The sequence below is a fragment of the Streptomyces sp. NPDC127177 genome, from assembly GCF_042672475.1.
GTDB lineage: Bacteria > Actinomycetota > Actinomycetes > Streptomycetales > Streptomycetaceae > Streptomyces.
The window spans coordinates 1-19,895 of sequence record NZ_JBHXUW010000053.1 but is presented as its reverse complement, the minus strand read 5'-3'; the positions used below and the strand labels follow the sequence as shown (position 1 = coordinate 19,895).

At 72.2% G+C, this 19,895-nt stretch carries 11 protein-coding genes; 3 read left to right on the top strand and 8 right to left on the bottom strand.

Annotation, left to right across the window (positions count from 1 at the left end):
- Window positions 1-165: 165 nt before the first annotated feature.
- Window positions 166-1,752 (bottom strand): glutamine-hydrolyzing GMP synthase, encoded by a 1,587-nt coding sequence (gene guaA / locus ACFVJX_RS27650; RefSeq protein WP_384123199.1) that lies wholly within the window; start codon window positions 1,750-1,752, stop codon window positions 166-168.
- Window positions 1,753-2,067: 315 nt separating this feature from the next.
- Here guaA and ACFVJX_RS27645 point away from each other — a divergent pair, with 315 nt between their 5' ends.
- Window positions 2,068-2,370, top strand: a complete 303-nt coding sequence (locus ACFVJX_RS27645; protein WP_384123201.1) for a chorismate mutase — start codon at window positions 2,068-2,070, stop codon at window positions 2,368-2,370.
- A 391-nt stretch (window positions 2,371-2,761) separates the two neighbouring features.
- Here the strand turns inward: ACFVJX_RS27645 and ACFVJX_RS27640 are convergent, their stop codons facing one another.
- From ACFVJX_RS27640 to ACFVJX_RS27610, 7 genes are all read right to left on the bottom strand, one after another.
- Window positions 2,762-4,468 carry a peptidase gene (locus tag ACFVJX_RS27640; RefSeq protein WP_384123203.1) on the bottom strand — a complete coding sequence of 569 codons (1,707 nt, stop codon included), beginning with the start codon at window positions 4,466-4,468 and terminating at the stop codon, window positions 2,762-2,764.
- Between the two features lie 288 nt (window positions 4,469-4,756).
- Window positions 4,757-6,580 carry a GMC family oxidoreductase N-terminal domain-containing protein gene (locus ACFVJX_RS27635; protein WP_384123204.1) on the bottom strand — a complete coding sequence of 608 codons (1,824 nt, stop codon included), beginning with the start codon at window positions 6,578-6,580 and terminating at the stop codon, window positions 4,757-4,759.
- 48 nt (window positions 6,581-6,628) lie between these two features.
- Complete coding sequence (locus tag ACFVJX_RS27630; RefSeq protein ID WP_384123206.1) at window positions 6,629-8,257, bottom strand: succinic semialdehyde dehydrogenase; 1,629 nt, start codon at window positions 8,255-8,257, stop codon at window positions 6,629-6,631.
- Window positions 8,258-8,404: 147 nt separating this feature from the next.
- Window positions 8,405-10,063 carry a serine/threonine-protein kinase gene (locus ACFVJX_RS27625; RefSeq protein WP_384123208.1) on the bottom strand — a complete coding sequence of 553 codons (1,659 nt, stop codon included), beginning with the start codon at window positions 10,061-10,063 and terminating at the stop codon, window positions 8,405-8,407.
- Between the two features lie 129 nt (window positions 10,064-10,192).
- A complete protein-coding gene (locus tag ACFVJX_RS27620; RefSeq protein WP_384123210.1) occupies window positions 10,193-13,033 on the bottom strand; it encodes a protein kinase in 2,841 nt (946 codons plus the stop codon).
- A 180-nt stretch (window positions 13,034-13,213) separates the two neighbouring features.
- Entirely contained in the window at window positions 13,214-15,175 is a 1,962-nt protein-coding gene (locus ACFVJX_RS27615; RefSeq protein ID WP_384123212.1) for a serine/threonine-protein kinase, read from the bottom strand.
- 461 nt (window positions 15,176-15,636) lie between these two features.
- Window positions 15,637-17,343 carry a glycerol-3-phosphate dehydrogenase/oxidase gene (locus tag ACFVJX_RS27610; protein ID WP_384123214.1) on the bottom strand — a complete coding sequence of 569 codons (1,707 nt, stop codon included), beginning with the start codon at window positions 17,341-17,343 and terminating at the stop codon, window positions 15,637-15,639.
- Between the two features lie 411 nt (window positions 17,344-17,754).
- On the opposite strand from ACFVJX_RS27610, the gene ACFVJX_RS27605 reads away from it, so the two are divergent.
- Window positions 17,755-19,017 (top strand): nucleotide sugar dehydrogenase, encoded by a 1,263-nt coding sequence (locus ACFVJX_RS27605; RefSeq protein WP_384123216.1) that lies wholly within the window; start codon window positions 17,755-17,757, stop codon window positions 19,015-19,017.
- A gap of 106 nt (window positions 19,018-19,123) precedes the next feature.
- Window positions 19,124-19,741, top strand: a complete 618-nt coding sequence (locus ACFVJX_RS27600) for a hypothetical protein (RefSeq protein WP_384123218.1) — start codon at window positions 19,124-19,126, stop codon at window positions 19,739-19,741.
- Window positions 19,742-19,895 lie beyond the last annotated feature (154 nt).

The following is a 19,895-nucleotide window of genomic DNA, read 5'->3' as shown; positions in this document are numbered from 1 at the left end:
CTCCTCGGGCTCCCCGGCGTAAGCATCGGGCTTACCGGACCGGTCGTACGGGATCGGAAGTTACCGCCGGTTGCCGCAGGTGGCCAGAGGTACGACGATGCCGCCGCCCGGAGGACCGGACGACGGCATCGGTACCGCCACGTGCCCAGCGGGCACCGGGCGGGACTACTCCCACTCGATGGTGCCCGGCGGCTTGCTCGTCACGTCGAGGACCACCCGGTTCACGTCGGCGACCTCGTTGGTGATGCGGGTGGAGATCTTGGCGAGGGTCTCGTACGGCAGCCGGGACCAGTCAGCCGTCATGGCGTCCTCGGAGGAGACCGGGCGCAGCACGATCGGGTGGCCGTAGGTGCGGCCGTCACCCTGGACGCCGACGCTGCGGACGTCCGCGAGCAGGACCACCGGGCACTGCCAGATATCCCGGTCGAGGCCGGCCGCGGTCAGCTCCTCGCGGGCGATGGCGTCGGCCTCGCGCAGCAGGTCGAGCCGCTCCTTGGTGACGTCGCCGACGATCCGGATACCGAGGCCGGGGCCGGGGAAGGGCTGGCGCTGGACGATCTCGTCCGGCAGGCCGAGCTCCTGGCCGACCATCCGGACCTCGTCCTTGAAGAGCTGGCGCAGCGGCTCGACGAGCTGGAACTCGATGTCGTCGGGGAGCCCGCCCACGTTGTGGTGGGACTTGATGTTGGCGGTTCCGGTGCCGCCGCCGGACTCGACGACGTCCGGGTAGAGCGTGCCCTGGACCAGGAAGGCGACCTCGGGGCCGTCCTCCTGGAGGATCTCCAGCTGGGCCTGCTCGAAGACACGGATGAACTCGCGGCCGATGATCTTCCGCTTCTGCTCCGGGTCGGACACACCGGCCAGGGCGTCGAGGAAGCGCTTCTCCGCGTCGACGACCTTCAGCTTCGCGCCGGTCGCGGCGACGAAGTCCTTCTCGACCTGCTCGGTCTCGCCCTTGCGCATCAGACCGTGGTCGACGTAGACGCAGGTGAGCTGGGAGCCGATGGCCTTCTGCACGAGGGCCGCGGCGACCGCGGAGTCCACGCCGCCGGAGAGACCGCAGATGGCGCGCTTGTCGCCGACCTGCTCGCGGATCAGGGCGATCTGCTCCTCGACGACGTTGGTGGTCGTCCAGTTCGGCTCGATGCCGGCGCCGCGGTACAGGAAGTGCTCCAGCACCTGCTGGCCGTGCGTGGAGTGCAGGACCTCCGGGTGGTACTGGACGCCGTACAGCTTCTTCTCGTCGTTCTCGAAGGCGGCGACCGGCACGACGTCGGTGGACGCGGTGACGGTGAAGCCCTCGGGGGCGGCGGAGCAGGCGTCGCCGTGCGACATCCAGACCGACTGCTCGGACGGCGTGCCCTCGAAGAGCGTCGAGCCGGACTTGGAGACGGCGAGCGCGGTACGGCCGTACTCACGGGCGCCGTTGTCGTCGACGGTGCCGCCGAGCGTGGTGGCCATCAGCTGGAAGCCGTAGCACATGCCGAAGACGGGGACCCCGGCCTCGAACAGCGCCCGGTCGAGCGAGGGCGCGCCCTCGGCGTACACGGAGGACGGTCCGCCGGACAGGATGATCGCGCGGGGGTTCTTCGCCAGCATCTCGGCCACCGGCATCGTGGACGGCACGATCTCGCTGTAGACCCGTGCCTCACGGACGCGGCGGGCGATGAGCTGGGCGTACTGCGCGCCGAAGTCGACAACGAGGACCACGTCGGTGGTGGTGTCGGGGGCGGCGGGGGGTGCTGCTGGCACGGGGCGGCCTTCCGGCGGTGGAGAGGGGGTCGGTTCTTCCGATTCTACCGGCCGTGGACCATCGCCCCGCCGGGCTCCCGTCTCACCATCCGGGCCCGGCGTGAACCCCGGCCGGGAGCCGGTCCATACTGTCCCCCATGCGTCAGCACACGATCTTCGTCTTTACCTATGGCAACCGGCCCGCCGGCTGCCATGGTCGTGCTGCTTGAGCAACTGACAAGCAACGTTCCAGGCGCCCCGGGCCGACAGGCCCGGGGCGTTCTGGCGTTCCGGGGCCCGTCGGCCGGGGAGCCGCACCCCACCGGGAGACCCACCATGAGCAGCACCGCAGCCGCCCGCACCGCCACCGAGGCGACCGGCGCGCACACCGCCGAGGCCGCGTCCCTGATCGGCGACGCCCGGTCGCGCATCGATTCCCTGGACGACCGGATCATCGGCCTGGTCCAGGAACGGATGGCCGTCTCCACGGTCATCCAGGAGGCCCGCATCACCTCCGGGGGCCGCCGGGTGAACCTCTCCCGGGAGATGGAGATCCTCGGCCAGTACCGGGAGGCGCTCGGCAAGCCCGGCACGTCCCTGGCGATGACCCTGCTGGAGCTGTGCCGCGGTCGCGTGTGACGTGCCGCCGCGGGCCACGGGGCCCGTGCGGCGGCAGGGCTGTACGGGCGTATCCCAGTTCGGGCGGAGTCTCACCCGTACGGCGCGTGACCGGGTCCGACGCGGTTTCGTTGGTCCCGGTGTCCGTGCCAGCCAGGGGCGGCTGCGAGAAGAAACCACGCGTGGCTCCGCCGGGGCGTGTGGCGTACCGCGTGTACGCCGTGGGACCGCGCACCGGCGTGCGTGACCGGTCGGCAGGGGACAGCAGCCCGGTCACTGGAAATGGCCGCCTCCGGGGACGCCCGGAGGCGGCCGTATCTGTGTTCGGGGTCCAGCCGCGAACCGGGCCGCCCCCTTGCCGGCCGCATTGCGCCGGTCGCCTCCACGCCGGCCGCGTTGTGCCCGGTCGCCCTTACCGGGCCGCGCGCCGCCGGGTCGTCACGTACAGCACACCGCCCGCCAGCAGGGCGGCCACCGCCGCGGCCGCGGCGGTCAGCGCCGACGTGCCGGTGGCGGCCAGGCCGCCGCCCGAGCCGCCCGTGCCGGAGCCGGTCGAACCCGTGGCGCCCGTCGCGCTGGAGCCGCCGGTGGCCGAGCCGCCGTCGGTCCCGGAGCCGCCCGCGGTGGACGGGCCGCCGGTGGAACCGGAGGTGGCCGCTCCCGTACCGCCGGTTCCGGGACCGCCCGGCTCCTCGGCGTTCAGGACGAAGGACGCGGTGTTGTTCTCCTGCTTCGGGTCGAACGGCAGCAGCGGGTCCTGCTGCCGCGCGTTGCGCACCACCACCGCGCCGGACGCCCCGGTGACTGCCTCGGTGATCTTCAGGTCGAAGTGCAGCGCGAAGTCGGCGTCCTCGCGGACCGCCATCGGCGTCGCGCACAGGTAGCGGGGTGCACCGGTCTGCTCCTTGCGGTACTGCCCGCCGGCCGTCACGCCCCGGCAGCCGCCGGGCCAGTCGGTGACCGACGCGCCCTCGGGGACGGTGAAGTCGACGGTGGCGACGGACTCACCGGAGCGCAGGTTGCCGATCCAGGCCGGCCCCTCGTTGCGGAAGCCGATGTCGGCCTCGACGGTGCCGCCCGCCGGACCGTCCGCCGTATCCCCGTAGGCCACGAAGTCGGCGGTGTTGGCCGTGCGGAAGTCGGCCTCCTGCTGGTTGTCACCCGGGTTCAGGTCCGCGGAGCGGGCGGTGGGGAGCTCCTCCAGGGTGAGCACGTTCCCCCGGGCGCCCGGGGAGGAGCGCGCACCGGACCGTTCGGCGGGACCGCCCTCGTCGACCCGGTAGACGAGGGTGTCCCGGTAGGCGTGCGGAGTGGCCCGGAGCGTCAGCGGTTCGGCGAGCTCGTAGACGGCGCCCGGCTCGTAGCTGCCCGGGACCGAGCAGAGCGCGGTGGTCCGGACGGAGACGCCCCGGTCGGCGTCGCCCTCGGTGTACTCGCAGTTCTGGTAGCGCTCGGTGAACTCGACGCCGCGCGTGTACATGAGGGTGAGCAGCACCCCGTCCGCGGCGCGGGTGCCGTGGTTGGCGAAGGCGAGCGGGACCGGCTGGGTCTCACCCGGATCGAGTTCCTGTTTCAGCGGGACCCGCTCCATCACCAGGTCGGGGCCGCCGACACCGATCCGGGTGGCGAACGGGGTGAAGTCCGCGCCGTCCGCCGTACCGGTGACCCGGATGGTGCCGGAGTCCCCCTCCTCGCTGCCCTTCGCGGCGGTGACGCGGAGTTCGGGCAGCGGGTTGGTCCCCGGCGAGATGCCCGAGTCGTGGCAGACACCGGTGGTGCCCGTGATCGCGCAGTCGGCGCCGCCCTGCTCGCCGAAGACGGCGTCGGCGACGCCTTCGATCCCGCTGAGGTCGAAGGTCACGGTGTACTCGCCGTCGAAACCGCCGTGCTCCTCGTCCTGGGACGGGTTGTCGACGGTGACGGCGACGGAGCTCTGCCGCGGCGCCCCGCTCTCGGGATACGGGTACAGGGCGGTCTCGGCGGGGCCGCCGAAGCCCATGACCGGTCCGTCGGCGTGGGCCGGGCCGGTCAGGGCGAGTGCTCCGGCGGCCAGCAGGCCGACGGCGGCGAGGCTGCCCGCGGCGCGGCGCAGAGCGGCTCTCGGGGTCGTGCTTCTCATCGCGGGACCTTCTGGGGGGTGGCGGGAACCGTGCGGCTGCCGTGGCAGCGGTACGAGTTCGACCCCGGGACCGTACGAACAGTTGCGCCGGGTCAGGTCACGGATTGAGCACAACAGACGGGAAGGTGAGCGGCGTCACATAAGGATTCTGTGAGTTTCGGGACAACCATCCGGATGGCTTGCAGGTCATGCATGCGGAACCACCGGTCGCATCCGTCACACGGCTTCACCGGTTGAGCGTGAGGGGCTGCACTCGGAGGGGGGTGCAGCCCCTTCTGCTGTCCCGGGTCAGGCCTTTCCGGCCTTCTTCGGCGGTACCGCGGGCATCCCCAGGAACGGCAGCCGCAGCGCGCCGAATGCCTCCTTCGGAACTGCCGGCGCCTGGGGTTCGACCGCCGTCAGCCGCTCGTACGCCTCGCCCGGTGCCGGGCGCGGGTCCTGCTCGCCCTTGTTCGGCCAGAAGGACATGGCCCGTTCGGCCTGCGCGGTGATCGTCAGCGACGGGTTGACGCCGAGGTTGGCGGAGACCGCCGAACCGTCGACCACCGAGATGCCCGGGTGCCCGTAGAGCCGGTGGTACGCGTCGATCACCCCTTCCTCATCGCTCGCGCCGATCGGGCAGCCGCCGAGGAAGTGCGCGGTGAGCGGGGTCCCCATCAGTTCGCCGATGTTGGAGCCGGGGAAGCCGTTGATCTCGTCGGCGAGCAGCGAGGCGCTCTGCGTCGCCTCGGCGATCTGGATCGGGTTGGGCGCTCCGTGGCCCTGCTTGGCGGTGAGCAGGCCCTTCCCGATGCCGCTGGGCTTGCGGTACGCGGTGAGGGAGTTGTCCAGCGACTGCATGACGAGCCCGATGATGGTCCGCTCCGACCAGCGCCGGTTGGAGAGCGAACGTACGGCGAGCGCCGGGTGCCTGGCCATGCTGCCGAGCCAGCCCAGCACCCGGTGGGTGCTGAAGGGGACCTGGAGGATGGTCATCCCGCCCATCGCGTTGGATCCCTTGCCATAGCGGACCGGCTCGATGTGGGTGTTCTCGTCGGGGTGGATCGAGGAGGTGATGGCGACGCCCTTGGTGAAGTCGGCCTTGGTGCCGTGCTTCTTGCGGTAGCGCCGGTCGGAGGTCTGCGCCCCCACGAGCCCTTCGGAGTTGGTCCGGGTCAGCTCGCCGAGCCGGGAGGAGATCCGGGGCAGCAGCCCCTGGTCCTTCATCGTGTGCAGCAGGGTCTGGGTGCCGTACGTACCGGCCGCCACGACCACCTTGCGGGCGCGCAGCCGCGTCGGCTTCGCCTTCCTGCGGCGGTCGGTCGGGACGGTGGTGACGCGGTAGCCGCCCTCCGGGTCGTCCGTGATCCCGACGACGGAGGTCATCGGGTGGATGACCGCGCCGGCCTTCTCGGCGAGGTGGAGGTAGTTCTCGTTGAGGGTGTTCTTCGCGCCGTGCCGGCAGCCCGTCATGCATTCACCGCACTCCGTACAGGCCTTGCGGGCGGGGCCCGCGCCGCCGAAGTACGGGTCGGCGACCGTGCCGCCCGGCTTCGCCCTGGCCGTACCGTCGGAGTCCTTGCCGTCACCGAAGAAGACACCGACCGGCGCCAGATGGAAGGTGTCGCCGACGCCCATGGCCTCGGCGGCCGCCTTCAGGTGGACGTCGGAGGGGGTCGTCGTCGGGTTGAGCCGGACCCCGAGCATCCGCTCGGCCTGGTCGTAGTACGGCTTCAGCTCGTCCTGCCAGTCGGTGATGTGCGCCCACTGCCGGTCCTCGAAGAACGGCGCCGGGGGCACGTACAGCGTGTTGGCGTAGTTCAGCGAGCCGCCGCCGACGCCCGCGCCTGCCAGCACCATGACGTTGCCGAGCAGATGCACCCGCTGGATGCCGAAGAGGCCGAGGGCGGGGGCCCAGAGGTAGTTCTTCAGGTCCCAGGAGTTCTTGGGCAGGGTGCCGGGCGTGAAGCGGCGGCCCGCCTCCAGCACGCCGACGCGGTACCCCTTCTCGGTCAGCCGCAGGGCCGAGACCGCGCCGCCGAAGCCCGAACCGACGACCAGTACGTCGTAGTCGTACGCGGCGTCGTCATCGGCCGGTCCGGCCTGGTTCTGGGCAGGGCTGTCCTGGGACATGGCTCTCCTCGGTACGAAAAGGACAGAAATGCTGCGGTGGTGCGGGGGTCAGCGCAGGCGGAAGGCCTTCATCGCCTTGAGGCTGCGGCTCATGAAGGCCGCGTACTTCTCGTCGTCCATCCCGAAGGACGGGGCGAGCGGGATCAGCCGCTGCTGGGCGACGGTCTGGGCCTCGGTGTACTTGAGGATGCCTTCGGAGCCGTGCCGTCGGCCGAGACCGGAGTCCTTCATGCCGCCCATCGGGGACTGCACACTGCCGTACGCGGGGGCGTAGCCCTCGTTGATGTTGACCGTGCCGGTCCGCAGCCGGGCGGCGACCTGGTGGCCGCGCCTGCCGTCCTTGGTCCAGACACTGGAGTTGAGCCCGTACGGGGTGGCGTTGGCGAGAGCGACGACCTCGTCCTCGTCGCTGAAGCGGTAGACGGAGACGACCGGTCCGAAGGTCTCCTCGTTGCAGACGGCCATCGGTGCCTCGACGCCGTCGAGGATGGTCGGCTCGTAGAAGAGCGGGCCGATGTCGGGCCGGGCGACGCCGCCCGCGACGAGCCTGGCGCCCTTCTCGACGGCCTCCGCGACGTGCCGGCTGACCGTCTCCAGCTGCCGCTCACCGACCAGCGAGCCCATGTCGGCCCCGTAGGCCAGGGAGTTGCCGAGCCGCATCGCCTTCGTACGGGCGGCGAACCGCTCCACGAAGTCGTCCGCGACCGACTCGTGCACGTACAGCCGCTCGATGGAGATGCAGAGCTGGCCGGCGGAGGAGAAGCAGGCGCGGACGGCGCCGGCGGCGGCCTTCTCCACGTCGGCGTCCTTCAGGACCAGCATGGCGTTCTTCCCGCCGAGCTCAAGCGAGACCCCGACGAGCCGGGCCGCGGCGCCCTGGGCGACCTCACGGCCGGTACGGGTGGAGCCGGTGAACGAGACGTAGTCGGCGTGCTTGACGATCTCGGGGCCGACGACGGGTCCGTCACCGAGGACGACCTGGAAGACCTCGGCCGGGAGTCCGGCCTCGATCAGGAGGTCACGGGCCCACAGCGCGGTCAGCGCGGTCTCCGTGTCGGGCTTCATCACGACGGCGTTGCCGGACACGAACGCGGGCAGCGCGTCCCCGACGGACAGCTCCAGCGGGTAGTTCCAGGGCGCGATCTGGCCGATGACACCGCGCGGCTGGCGCAGCTCGGTGACCTTGGTGAGCGTCGGTACGACACCGGTGTGCCGCTTGGGCCGCAGATACGAGCCGGCCTTGCGGCCGTAGTGCCGGGCGGCGACGGTGACCGCCTGCACCTCCTCGTGGGCGTGCAGCCGGGCCTTGCCGGTCTCCAGCTGGATGAGGTCGAGGACCTCGGACTGGCGGCCGAGGACGAGGTCGTGGAAGCGCAGCAGCACGGCGGCCCTGGCGCGGACGGGCAGCGCGGCCCAGGCGGGCTGGGCGGCGCGGGCCCGCTCGAAGGCCGTCGCCACGTCCTCGGGCGTGGACTCCGGCAGGTCGGCCAGCTTCTCCCCGGTGAACGGGGTGTGGTTGGCCGTACGGCCGGAGCCGACGACGCCCCGGGTCAGCTGGGCGATCACCTCGGGGGTCACGACATCGGCGGCCGTGCGCACGCCGGCGGGCGCTGCGGCCACCGGGTTGGTGCCTGCACCGGCGGCAGAGGTGGGCGTGGAGGCCTGCGAGTCCGTCATGAGGGCGAGAGTACGTCCAGCCGGATGCTTTGGGTACCCGTGGGTAACAGCTTTTCACAGTCCCTACAACCGACCCGCCCCGAACCCCGCTGATCGAGCCAGTGTCTACTGGCTACATAAGTGCTGATCAGCGGCTATCTTCCGGCGTCAGCCGTTGTCCCCCGGGGCTCGCCAGCCCCGCAGCATGGTGTCGAACTGGTCTCGGGTGGTGTCCCAGTCCGCGGCCGGGCCCGTCATGTACAGCGCGTACTCCGGGCCGCCGTCGTCCGCGTAGTACATCTGGTCGATGGCGTGCCGCGGCTCGCCGACCTTCTCGTTCCAGGTGAACTCCCAGACCGAGCCCGTGTGGTCCCGGTAGGTGTTGGGGCGCAGGTCCAGGCTCCGGTACTGCGGCAGACGCTTCTGCAGGCCCAGTTCCAGGTTCTTCATGTGCTGGTACGAGTTCTCGAAGTCGGGTGACTCGTCGACGCTGATGCGCAGGTAGTGCACGCCGCCGTCCGGGGTGTAGTCGGTGTACGTCTCGGCCGGCTTGCGCACCCAGCCGTCCGGCACGACGACGGTGAACCCGTCGGGGTCCTGCACCCGGTGCCAGCCGTCCGGTACGTCCTTCGGCGTGGGGCCGGGCGTCGGCTTCCGCGACGGCTTCTTCCTCGGATCCGGCGACGCGGTGTCCGGGGTGCCGGTGCTGGTGCCGCCGCTCACGCTGCCGCTCTCCGAGTGCCCCCGGTACTTCATGGCGACGATCCCCGCACCGCCGCCGAGCAGCGCCGCCAGGGCGACGACCAGAACCGCCGTACGCCACCGGCTGCGGCTGCGCCGGGTCACCGGCGCGGACCCGGGGGCCTGGGTGGGGCCGGGCCCGGGGTAGGGCAGCTGGGCCGTACCGCCGGTCGCCCCCTCGGGGCCGACCATGTTCAGCAGCTCGTCCGGCACCCGCTGCGTCGGCACGAACTCCTGGGCGGCCCGGGGCTGGCGCCCCTCCATGGCCTCCAGCAGCATCCGCTCCGTCTCCGCGGCCGACGGCCGGTCCACCGGGTCCTTGCGGAGCAGCGCGGTGATGACGGGGGCGAGCGCACCTGCCCGGACGGGCGGCTGGGGTTCCTCGGCGACGACGGCCTGCATGGTGGATATCGGGGAGGTGCGGCGGAAGGGCGAGCTGCCCTCGACCGCGGTGTACAGAGTGGCGCCCAGCGACCACAGGTCGGACGCCGGTCCCGGATCGCCGCCGCGCACCCGCTCCGGCGCCAGGTAGTCGATGGAGCCGACCAGTTCACCGGTCCTGGTGATGGTCGAGTCGCCCTCTATCGCGGCTATCCCGAAGTCGGTGAGCAGCACCTGGCCGTCCCGGGCGAGGAGCACGTTGCCCGGCTTCACATCGCGGTGCAGCACCCCGGCCGAGTGCGCGGCGCGCAGCGCGCCCAGCACGTGGAGGCCGATCCTGGCCGCCTCGCGCGGCTCCACCACACCGGATTCCTTGGCCGCGTCGGCGAGTGACGGCCCGTCGACGTACTGCATGACGATCCACGGCCGGTTGTCGTACTCGATGACGTCATGGACGGTGACCACGCCGGGATGGGTGATGCGGGCCGCCGCGCGGGCCTCCTTCTGGGTGCGTGCGTGCAGCACCACCCGGTCCGCCTCGGCGACGTACAGTCCGGCGGTCAGCTCCTTGACCGCGACGGTGCGGTGCAGCACCTCGTCGTGCGCCCGCCAGACCTTGCCCATGCCGCCGCGCCCGAGGACTTCGCCCAGCCGGTATCGCCCGGCCAGTACCAGTCCCGCGTCCGTGCCCTGTGATCGATCCACGTGTACCTGCCCCGTTCTTCGGATGACAGGTTACGGAGGGGACGTGCGGCCACGGAACCTCGCACCGCGCACGAGATCGCACTGTGATGCTTGTCGCGTCGGCCCGTTGCTCCGGGGACCTGCCGCGTATCAGGGTGTCACACGGTAGGAAGCGATGGCTTGTTGGTAGATGTCCGACACCTTGTCACGCGAGCTCTCCGGGCCGATGACCTGGAGGATGTGGTAGCGGCCCGCGACGACCATCGCGAGGTTGCGTACGTACAACTCGCGCCCCGAGCTGTCCTGCCAGGTGAACTGGCCCTCCGCCATGGCCTGTCGGCCGACGTCGATCCGGCGCAGTCCGCTCGCCGAGGACCAGCTGGAGTCCCGGAACGGTTTCAACTCCGGCTCCTTGTCCCGCTGGTAGTCGAGCGGGTCGGCGCCGTTCGCCTTGACCGTGTCGCGGCCGGGGACGACGAGCACGGTGAAGCCGTCGCTGCCGTAGCGGATCTGGCGGTCCGCGTTGGCAGGGCTGCGCTGCCAGCCCTTGGGCACCGCGATCTCGAAGCCCTCCGCGTCCTTGCGCAGGACGTAGCCGGGCGCGAGCGCGACGGCGGAGCGGCTGGTCTGCGGTTTCTGCGCACCGGCCGACCCGGACGACGACGGCTCGTCCGCGCTGCCGGAGCCGGGATCGGGTGCTCCGGACGCCGTACGGGAGGGGGAGGCGCCCGCTCCGGACTGCGAACCGGACTTGGGCATGAACATCACGGCGTACGCGATCGCCGCGACCAGCACCAGCAGGATCAGGACGAGCAGCAGTCGGCCCAGCCGTCGCGGCGCGCGCTGACCGTCCGGCTGCGGACGGGGCGGGGTGCGCAGCGCCTTGGGGCCCTTGGGTTCGCGCGGCGGCTTGACGGCCTTGGGCTCCCGGAGCTCGGCGGGCTCCACCTCCAGCCGCCCCTTGCCCTGGCGGTGACGGCCGTGCGCCGGGCCGTTGCGGCGGCCGCGGCGCTTGCGGACGAGCTCGCCCCGGCGGCGCACGACGGGCAGCCGGGTGTCGTCCACGGACGGCAGCGGCACGACGTCGAGTCCGGCCTCGGGCTCGGGCGCCGCCCGTACGAGGGAGCGCAGCCAGCCCCGCAGCTCCTCGAAGTCCGGCCGCTCGGTGGGGTCCTGCCGCAGCAGCGACTCGACGACGGGCCGCAGCGCACCGCACTCCTCGGCGAAGGCGGGCGGCTCGCCGCAGACCATCTGGACGAGCTCGGCGGCGTTCTCCTCGGGATAGGGGGCGTGGCCCTGGACGGCGCGGTAGAGCAGCGCGCCCAGCGCCCACAGGTCGGTGGAGGGGCCGATGGGCGGCGCCAGCTGCCAGTTCTCGTGGACCGGTCCGGCCTGCTCGGGCGCCCACCGCTCGGTGACCGCTCCGACGACGGCGATCCTGGCCTGCCGCGCGCGCTCGGCGGCGAGGGTGGTGGCGGGGCCCCGGTAGGCGGAGGTGTCACGGTTCCCGGCGACGATCTCGTCCCAGCGGCCGGGGCCGGTCTCCCGGGGCTCAACGGGCTGCTGCGGGCGGACCGCCGGAGTGCCGCCCAGCCTGCGGGAGTCGGCGCGCAGGGCGTCCTCGCTGGAACCGCCGGCGGGGACGGGGCGCCCGAAGCCGGGGCCGTCGTCCCAGGAGCCGGTCAGATGCAGCCGCCGGGGCGGGGCCTGGCCACCGCTCCCGCCGTCCTCGTCGTCGTACGGACCCTCGTCCTCGTCGTCGTCCTCGTCGTCGAAGTCGTAGTCGTAGGGGGGCCGGAGGGCCGGCGGCGGGGCGGCGGGGCCCGCGCCTTCACGCTGGACGGGCAGGGTGCCGGTGTCGCGCGGCTCGTCCGTGCCGGCCCGGCGCTCCTCCTCGCTGATGCGGGCGGCGGCGCGGGCGCCCGCGCGGTACGCGGCGATGGCACCGGCGCGCGCGGCACGCGCCTGGGCCGCGCTGCCCGGTTCCGGAGCGGGGACGGGCGGCGCCGGACGGCGGACGGATTCCAGCTCGCCGGGGCCGTGCGGGTCATCGGAACCGCCGGCGTACGGCGCCGACTCGATCGCTGCGGCGCCGCGGGATCCGGGCAACTCGGCGGGCGGGGACTGCTCGGGCGGCCGGAAGGGCGCGTGCGAGGCGGGCGGCTCGTACGGCTCGTCGGAACCGGAACCGGAACCCGAACCGGCCGTCGGCAGCGCGTACGGATCGGCCGGACCCGGTCCGACGACCGGGGGCGCGTACGGGTCGTCGGAGCCCTGTTCCACCCCCGGCGCGTACGGGTCGTCGGAACCGGACTCCACCATCGGCGGCACGTACGGGCCGGTGGGTCCCGACTCCACCGCGGGCCGGCCGTACTGGCCGTCACCCTCGGCCTCGTCGGGGCGTGGCACCGGCACGTAGCCGCAGAGGGCCTCCTCCGCCGCCCCGGCCGCCAGTCCGGTCAGCACGACGCGTCCGTCGTCGCAGATGAGCACGGTGCGCACGGTGATGTTGCGGTGGGTCCAGCCGTGGGCGTGCAGGACGCGCAGCGCTGTCAGGACGTCGGAACCGATCTCCGCGGCCCGGTACGGATTGAGCGGGCGCTCCGCGAGCAGCGCGGCGAGCGGGCGGGCCGCGACCAGTTCACTCACTATCCAGAGCGAACCCGCCTCGGCGAACACGTCGAAGACCTGGTCGAGCCGGGGGTGGTCGGGCACCTGGGCCGCCGCCTGGGCTGCCTCGATGGCGCGCCGGACCGCGGGATCGGTGGACCGCCGCACGGTACGCCCGCTCGTCCGCCTGGCCGGTGTGGGCAGACCGTCGGCATCCAGCACCTCGGCGTCCACGACCTCCGGTAACGGCACCTGCCGGACCAGGACTTCCTGGCCGCTGTAGGTGTCGAACGCCCGGGTCTCGACCAGTTCGTACGCGTCGGACGGGGGCAGCGGAAGGCGGTAGCGGTCGGCAAGTACCCGACCCGCGTAGTCGTCCACGACGCCTCCCCAGAGCGCGCTGTCCCCCGGTCACGTAGACCGCACCGAACCAACCAATTGCGGTCACTTACTGTGCAATTGACTGACGCGTTCAGCTGCGTACGGTCTTCGAGCTCTCACAATACGTGGCAACCGGCGGCTGCGCGGCAGGGTCTGCGCAACCCGGCCCGGCAGCCGTCGTCAGTCGAGCGGCTTGAACGTGGCGAACGCCGTCTCGCGCAGCGTCTTGCACGCCGTGTCGTCCCACTCGTCCGCCTTGCAGCTGATCATGATCGAGTAGCCGCGCTTGGAGTCGACCTTGAAGCCGCGGTCCAGGATGCGGCTGCGCTGGCCGTGCTCGTTGCGCTCGAACTGCCAGTCGGCGACGGTCGGATAACCGTTGTACTCGACCGGATCTATGCCGAGGTGCTTGTACCCGCTGCTGCTGCCGGCAACCGCGCCCTTCAGCGAGTTCCACGCGGCGGCCGCGTCCCGGCCCGGCGAGCTGTTGTAGTCGACCTGGACGCGCGGGTAGCCCTTGTCGATGTTGTAGATGCCGCCGGAGTTGCTGCCCGCGATGGAGTTGCGCTCGAAGCCCTTCGGCATCGCCATGGTGAAGTGGAACCGCTTGTCGGTGACCCACTTGTAACCGGCGGGCAGGGCGTTCTTGGCGTCCGCGTCGTCGTCGGAACCGTCCGACCCCTTGCCGGAGTCGTCGCCCTTGCCCTTGTCCTGGCCGCCGGAGCCGTTCTGGTCCTTGCCCTTTTCCTGGCCCTTGCCGCTGCCGCCCTGTTCCGTGCCGGCGGTCGCCGCGGAGCCGCCGTCCGCCGAGGCGCCGGCCGAGGCGGCGGCGCCGTCCTTGCCCTTGCCCGCGTTGTCGGTGCCCTCGTCGCCTCCGCCCAGGGTGAGCGCGAGGACCGTGCCGAGCACGGCGAGCACGATGACGGCCGCGATGATCGCCAGCGTGCGGCGCGGCACCACGTCCGTGAGCGAGGCCCGGGGCGGGGTGGACGGAGAGGTGGCCGGACGCGGCGGGGGCACGGCTCCGGAGGCGGAGGCCGTGGTCGTCTTCGTGGGGGCCGCGGTGGGCTCGGCCGGTGCGGTCGCGGGGGTGCTCGCCGCGGCTCCCGCTGCGGCTACGGGCGCCGCCTTCGCGTTCCGTACCGAGCGCAGCGCACCGCGCAGCCGGTCGCGGGGGCCTTCGCCGGTCTCGCCGGGCTTCGACGCCGGCTTGGCCGGGGCAGGCACCTTGGGCAGCGCCATCACCTGGGTGGCGTCGGCCGGCGGCGGGACCGGGGTCTCCGACTGCTCGGGGGCGTTGATCACGTCATTGAGGAGGGCGCGCGCACCGGCGTCGTCGAGCCGCTGCTCGGGGTCCCGGGCGAGCAGGCCGTAGATGACCTCCTCCAGCGGGCCCGCGTTCTTCGGCGGGTCGAGCGGCTCGGTCATCACCGCCGTCAGCGTCGCGATCGCGGAGCCCTTGTCGTAGGGCGGGCAGCCCTCGACGCTGGCGTACAGCAGTCCGCCGAGCGACCACAGGTCGGCCGGGGGCCCCGGCTTGTGCCCGCGGGCGCGCTCCGGCGAGATGTACGAGGGGGCGCCGACGAGCATGCCGGTGGAGGTGACGGAGGGGTCGCCCTCGACCTGGGCGATCCCGAAGTCGGTCAGTACGACCCGGCCGTCCTCGGAGATCAGCACGTTGGACGGCTTCACGTCGCGGTGCAGGATGCCCTCGCGGTGCGCCGAGCGCAGCACGTCGAGGATGGCGAGACCCACCTCGGCCGCCCGTCTCGGCGTCAGGACACCGTCCTCGCGCACCGCCTCGGCCAGCGACTTGCCCTCGATGAGTTCCATGACGATCCACGGCCGGTCGTCCTCGTCGACCACGTCGTAGACGGTGACCGCGCCGTTGTTGCGGATCCGGGCGATCGCCTTCGCCTCGCGCAGCGTGCGCGTGATCAGACGGCGCTTCTCGTCGTCGTCGATGGCTGTCGGGAACCGCAGTTCCTTGACCGCTACCGTGCGGCCCAGCGTCTCGTCGACGGCGCGCCAGACCGTGCCCATGCCGCCCCGGCCGAGCACCTCCCCGAGCCGGTACCGCCCCGCAAGGAGACGCCCGTCCTTGTCCCGTTGGGGCTCCCGTGCCTGCTCCGCCTCCGACATGCGTCCCCTCTGCGATCAACCCGCCCTGGCAGAGCGTTCATTGTCCCTCACCCCGGGACCGGCCCCCGTCCCGGGGCCCGGGTCCGCCGTGATGCGACCGCCGGAGGCGTTTCCCGTGGCGGCGCCGGGGCACGGATCGCACCCCGTGGGCGGTGACCGCGCCCGGCCCCTGAACGGCGAGCCTGCCCAGCGAACCACACCTCACGCCCGCAGCCTTATACCTCCGGGGCCCGTCGTCCAGAGCGGCGCACCGACTGTGGCACGCCCGGCACACGCTTCCCCCCTGGGCCGAACACCGCCGCCGTACACCGGGAGTACGGCCCGGAGCCACCGCACGGCACACCTCCCGGGCGGCGCCGGAACGCACGAACCCACGCTCCTGGCAGCGGAGTTCCGCCCGCCCCGCCCCGGGGCCGGCGGACCCGGGAGGCGTTCCGGACGTCCCGCGACACCTGCCGTCCCTAGAGGGGCACGATGTCCTGCGCCCCGAGCCTGGCCGCGTCCGCCGTCAGGTCGTCGGGCTGGCGCTGGGACTCCCGCTCCGCCTCCACCCGCTTCTCGTAGTGCGCGACCTCCCGGTCGATCTGGCCCTTGTCCCAGCCGAGCACCGGAGCCATCAGTTCGGCACACAGCCGGGCGGAGCGCGTACCCCGGTCGAAGGTCTCGATGGAGATCCGGGTCCGCCGGGTCAGTACGTCGTCGAGGTGGCGGGCCCCCTCGTGCGAGGCGGCGTAGACGATCTCGGCCTTCAGGTAGTCGTCGGCGGCCGGCAGCGGTTCGCCCAGGACCGGATCGGCGACGATCAGCTCCAGGATCTCCTCGGTCATGGCCCCGTACCTGTTCAGCAGATGCTCCACCCGGGCGACGTGCAGTCCGGTCCGGGCGGCGATCCTGGCCCGCGCGTTCCACAGGGCGCGGTAGCCTTCGGCGCCCAGCAGCGGAATGTCCTCGGTGACGCATTCGGCCACCCGCTGGTCCAGTCCGTGCACCGCCTCGTCGACGGCGTCCTTGGCCATCACCCGGTACGTCGTGTACTTGCCGCCCGCGACGACCACGAGGCCCGGCAGCGGATGCGCCACCGTGTGCTCGCGCGAGAGCTTGCTCGTGGCGTCCGACTCACCGGCCAGCAGCGGCCGCAGCCCCGCATAGACGCCCTGGACGTCGTCCCTGGTCAGAGGGGTGGCCAGGACCGAGTTGACGTGTTCCAGCAGATAGTCGATATCCGCGCTGGAGGCCGCCGGATGGGCCTTGTCCAGGTCCCAGTCGGTGTCCGTCGTGCCGACGATCCAGTGCCGGCCCCACGGGATGACGAAGAGCACGGACTTCTCGGTGCGCAGGATCAGGCCGGTGGAGGAGTGGATGCGGTCCTTCGGGACGACCAGGTGGATGCCCTTGGACGCCCGGACGTGGAACTGGCCGCGCTCGCCGATCAGCGCCTGGGTGTCATCCGTCCAGACGCCGGTGGCGTTGACCACCTGTTTGGCCCTGACCTCGTACTCACCGCCCGCCTCGACGTCCTCCACCCGGACGCCGACGACCCGCTCGCCCTCCCGGAGGAAACCGGTCACCCGGGCACCGTTCGCCACGTGGGCGCCGTACGCGGCGGCGGTGCGCACCAGCGTCGCCACGTAGCGGGCGTCGTCCATCTGGGCGTCGTAGTACTGCAGGGCGCCCACCAGGGCGTCCTTCTTCAGCGCGGGCGCGACCCGCAGGGCGTGCCGGCGGGAGAGGTGCCGGTGCGTGGGCAGCCCCCGGCCGTGCCCGGACGACACCGACATGGCGTCGTACAGCGCCACGCCCGAGCCGGCGTACAGCCGCTCCCAGCCCTTGTGCTGCAACGGATAGAGGAACGGCACCGGCTTCACCAGGTGCGGGGCCAGCCGCTCCAGCAGCAGCCCGCGCTCCTTCAGCGCCTCCCGGACGAGCGTGAAGTCGAGCATCTCCAGATAGCGCAGCCCGCCGTGAATCAGCTTGCTCGACCTGCTCGACGTGCCGGACGCCCAGTCGCGCGCCTCGACCAGACCGGTCGAGAGCCCTCTCGTGGCCGCGTCCAGCGCCGTCCCGGCGCCTACCACGCCCGCCCCCACGACCAGCACGTCCAGTTCGCGCTCGGCCATCGCTGCGAGCGCCTCGCCGCGCTCAGCGGGTCCCAGTGTCGCTGTCCTCACTGCTGCCTCCCGGTAGATCGGGGTGGTCCTGGCACGGGGGATGCGGTCCGACCGTGGGGTCGGACGCCCGTGCCCACGTCTCGATTCTGTCCGCGCTCCGCGACTTCAGCCACCGCCTGTGGACAACACCCCGACGACGAGGGCCGCACAATGCGACATATAGGTCATATTTACGCCTAGTCTGACATTGCGCTGTCCCCAGCAGTTGCACTTTCTCTCCTCATGGTCTTAGACCGACCGGCACATGAGGAGCGGAAGCAGGAGCGGGACCGGGTGCGTGCGGCTGCAAGGCGGAGGATCGAGGCAACGCGGAGCGTTGTCGGTCGACGACAACGCCGCAGATGCGCGCACCCGGCCCCGCGACGCCACCCCTCATGTGCCGGTCGGTCTTAGGGAAGGACGGCCACTCACGTGCCTGCAGACCTCGCCGTCATCGGACTCGGTCACCTCGGCCTGCCCCTCGCCCAAGCCGCCGTCACAGCCGGCATCCAGACGGTCGGCTACGACACCGACCCCCGGGCCTTCGCGGAGCTCTCGGCGGGCCGCACCCCCGTCGAGGGATCACTCACCGCGTCCGACATCCGGCGCATGCTCTCCGGCGGATTCCGCCCCACCACCAACGAGGCCGAGCTGGGCCGGGTCCGTACGGCCGTGATCTGCGCCCCCACCCCGCTCGGCCCCGACCGCACGCTGGACCTCACCGCCGTCGGCGACGCGGCCCGCGCGCTCGCCGCCCGGCTGCGCCCGCACACCACGGTGCTGCTGGAATCGGCCGTGCCCCCCGGCACCACCGAGAACTTCCTGCTCCCCCTCCTGGAAGAGGGCTCGGGGCTGCGCGGCGGACGCGACTTCCACCTCGCCCACTCCCCCACCCGGCTCGACCCCGGCAACCGCAGCCACGTCTACGCCAACACCCCCAAGGTCATCGGCGGCCTCACCCCGGCCTGCACCGAATCGGCCGCCGCCTTCTACGGACGGCTCACCGACAAGGTCGTACGCGCCCGCGGGCCGCGCGAGGCCGAGATGACGAAGGTCCTGGAGACCAACTTCCGGCACGTCAACATCGCCCTGGTCAACGAGATGGCCGTGCTCTGCCACGACCTCGGCGTCGATCTGTGGGACGTCATCCGGTGCGCCGAGACCAAGCCCTTCGGCTTCCAGCCCTTCCGCCCCGGCCCCGGCGTCGGCGGCCACGGAGCCCCGGTCGACCCGGGCTACCTCCCGTACAACAGCCGCACCCCCGGACACCCGCTGCGGATGGTCTCGCTCGCCCAGGAGATCAACGACCGGATGCCGCAGTACGTGATCCAGCGCTGCGCCACCCTCCTCAACGAGCACGGCAAGTCCGTGCGCGGCGCCCGGGTGCTGCTGCTCGGCGTCACGTACAAGCCGGACCTCGCCGACCAGGAGGCGTCCCCCGCCCGCGAGATCGCCACCCGGCTGATGGACATGGGCGCACAGATCGGCTACCACGACCCGCACGTACTGGACTGGCGCGTACGTGAACTCCCCGTCCCCCGGGCCGACTCGCTCTACGAAGCGGCCTCCAGCGCCGACCTCACGGTGCTGCTCCAGCACCACCGCACATACGACCTCCAGGGCCTCGCCGTGAAGGCGCAGCTCCTCCTCGACACCCGTGGCGCCACCCCCGCCGGAGCCGCGCACCGGCTCTGAACGCAGTTCCCCCAAGGATTTTCGTGCGCCGATGTCCGACGCGACTGCTAGCCTGCGGCGTCACTTCTCGCACAGCAGTGCGCACACGTCCCAGGGGGATCGCGTCATGAGCCAGCCCGTACCACCGCCGAACCAGCCGCAGCAGCCGTACGGCGGCCCGCCCCAGGAGGGCAACCCGTACGCCGGCCAGCAGCCGGGGCAGCCCCAGCCCGGCGCCCCCACGGGCAACCCGTTCGCCGAGCAGCAGGGCCCGTACGGCCAGCCGGGTCAGCCCGGCCCGCAGTTCGGCGGCGGCATGCCGTTCGCCCCGGTGGCACCGGCGCGTGACAACGTCGGGCTCGGCCTGCTCGCCGCGCTCGTGGCGGCCCTCGTCGCCGCGGGCATCTACGGCGCCATCATCGGCGCCACCAAGCACGAGATCGGCTACGCGGCCGTGGGCGTCGGCGCCCTCGTCGGCTTCGCCGCGGGCAAGGTCGGCGGCCGCAACCCAGCCCTGCCGGTGCTCAGTGGTCTGTTCGCCCTGATAGGCGTCTACGCCGGGCAGCTGCTCGGCGAGGCGATCATGATCAGCAAGCAGTCCGTGTTCTCCGTTACGGAGATCTTCACGGAGCACTTCAGCGACCTGAACACGGTCTGGAAGGAGGACTCCGACTTCGTCAGCGTCCTCTTCTTCGTGGTCGCCGCCGTGGTGGCGTTCTCCACGGCCAAGAAGACGTCCCTCTAGTCACGGACCGCACACCGCACACACGGGAGGGCCCGGACCCCCTGAGGGGGCCGGGCCCGCCCCGGCGGCGGGGGACGCGGCGCGGGGGGGGGGCGAGTCCGGCACCCCCACCAAGCAGCCGCGGAAACACATGTGGGGGGGGTATCCCGGCGGG

Bases quoted from the DNA above. Each gene is read 5' to 3' on its own strand.
- ACFVJX_RS27600 (WP_384123218.1), top strand. From the start codon at position 19,124: ATGAGCCAGCCCGTACCACCGCCGAACCAGCCGCAGCAGCCGTACGGC.
- ACFVJX_RS27645 (WP_384123201.1), top strand. From the start codon at position 2,068: ATGAGCAGCACCGCAGCCGCCCGCACCGCCACCGAGGCGACCGGCGCG.
- ACFVJX_RS27630 (WP_384123206.1), bottom strand. From the start codon at position 8,257: ATGACGGACTCGCAGGCCTCCACGCCCACCTCTGCCGCCGGTGCAGGC.
- ACFVJX_RS27635 (WP_384123204.1), bottom strand. From the start codon at position 6,580: ATGTCCCAGGACAGCCCTGCCCAGAACCAGGCCGGACCGGCCGATGAC.
- ACFVJX_RS27640 (WP_384123203.1), bottom strand. From the start codon at position 4,468: ATGAGAAGCACGACCCCGAGAGCCGCTCTGCGCCGCGCCGCGGGCAGC.
- ACFVJX_RS27615 (WP_384123212.1), bottom strand. From the start codon at position 15,175: ATGTCGGAGGCGGAGCAGGCACGGGAGCCCCAACGGGACAAGGACGGG.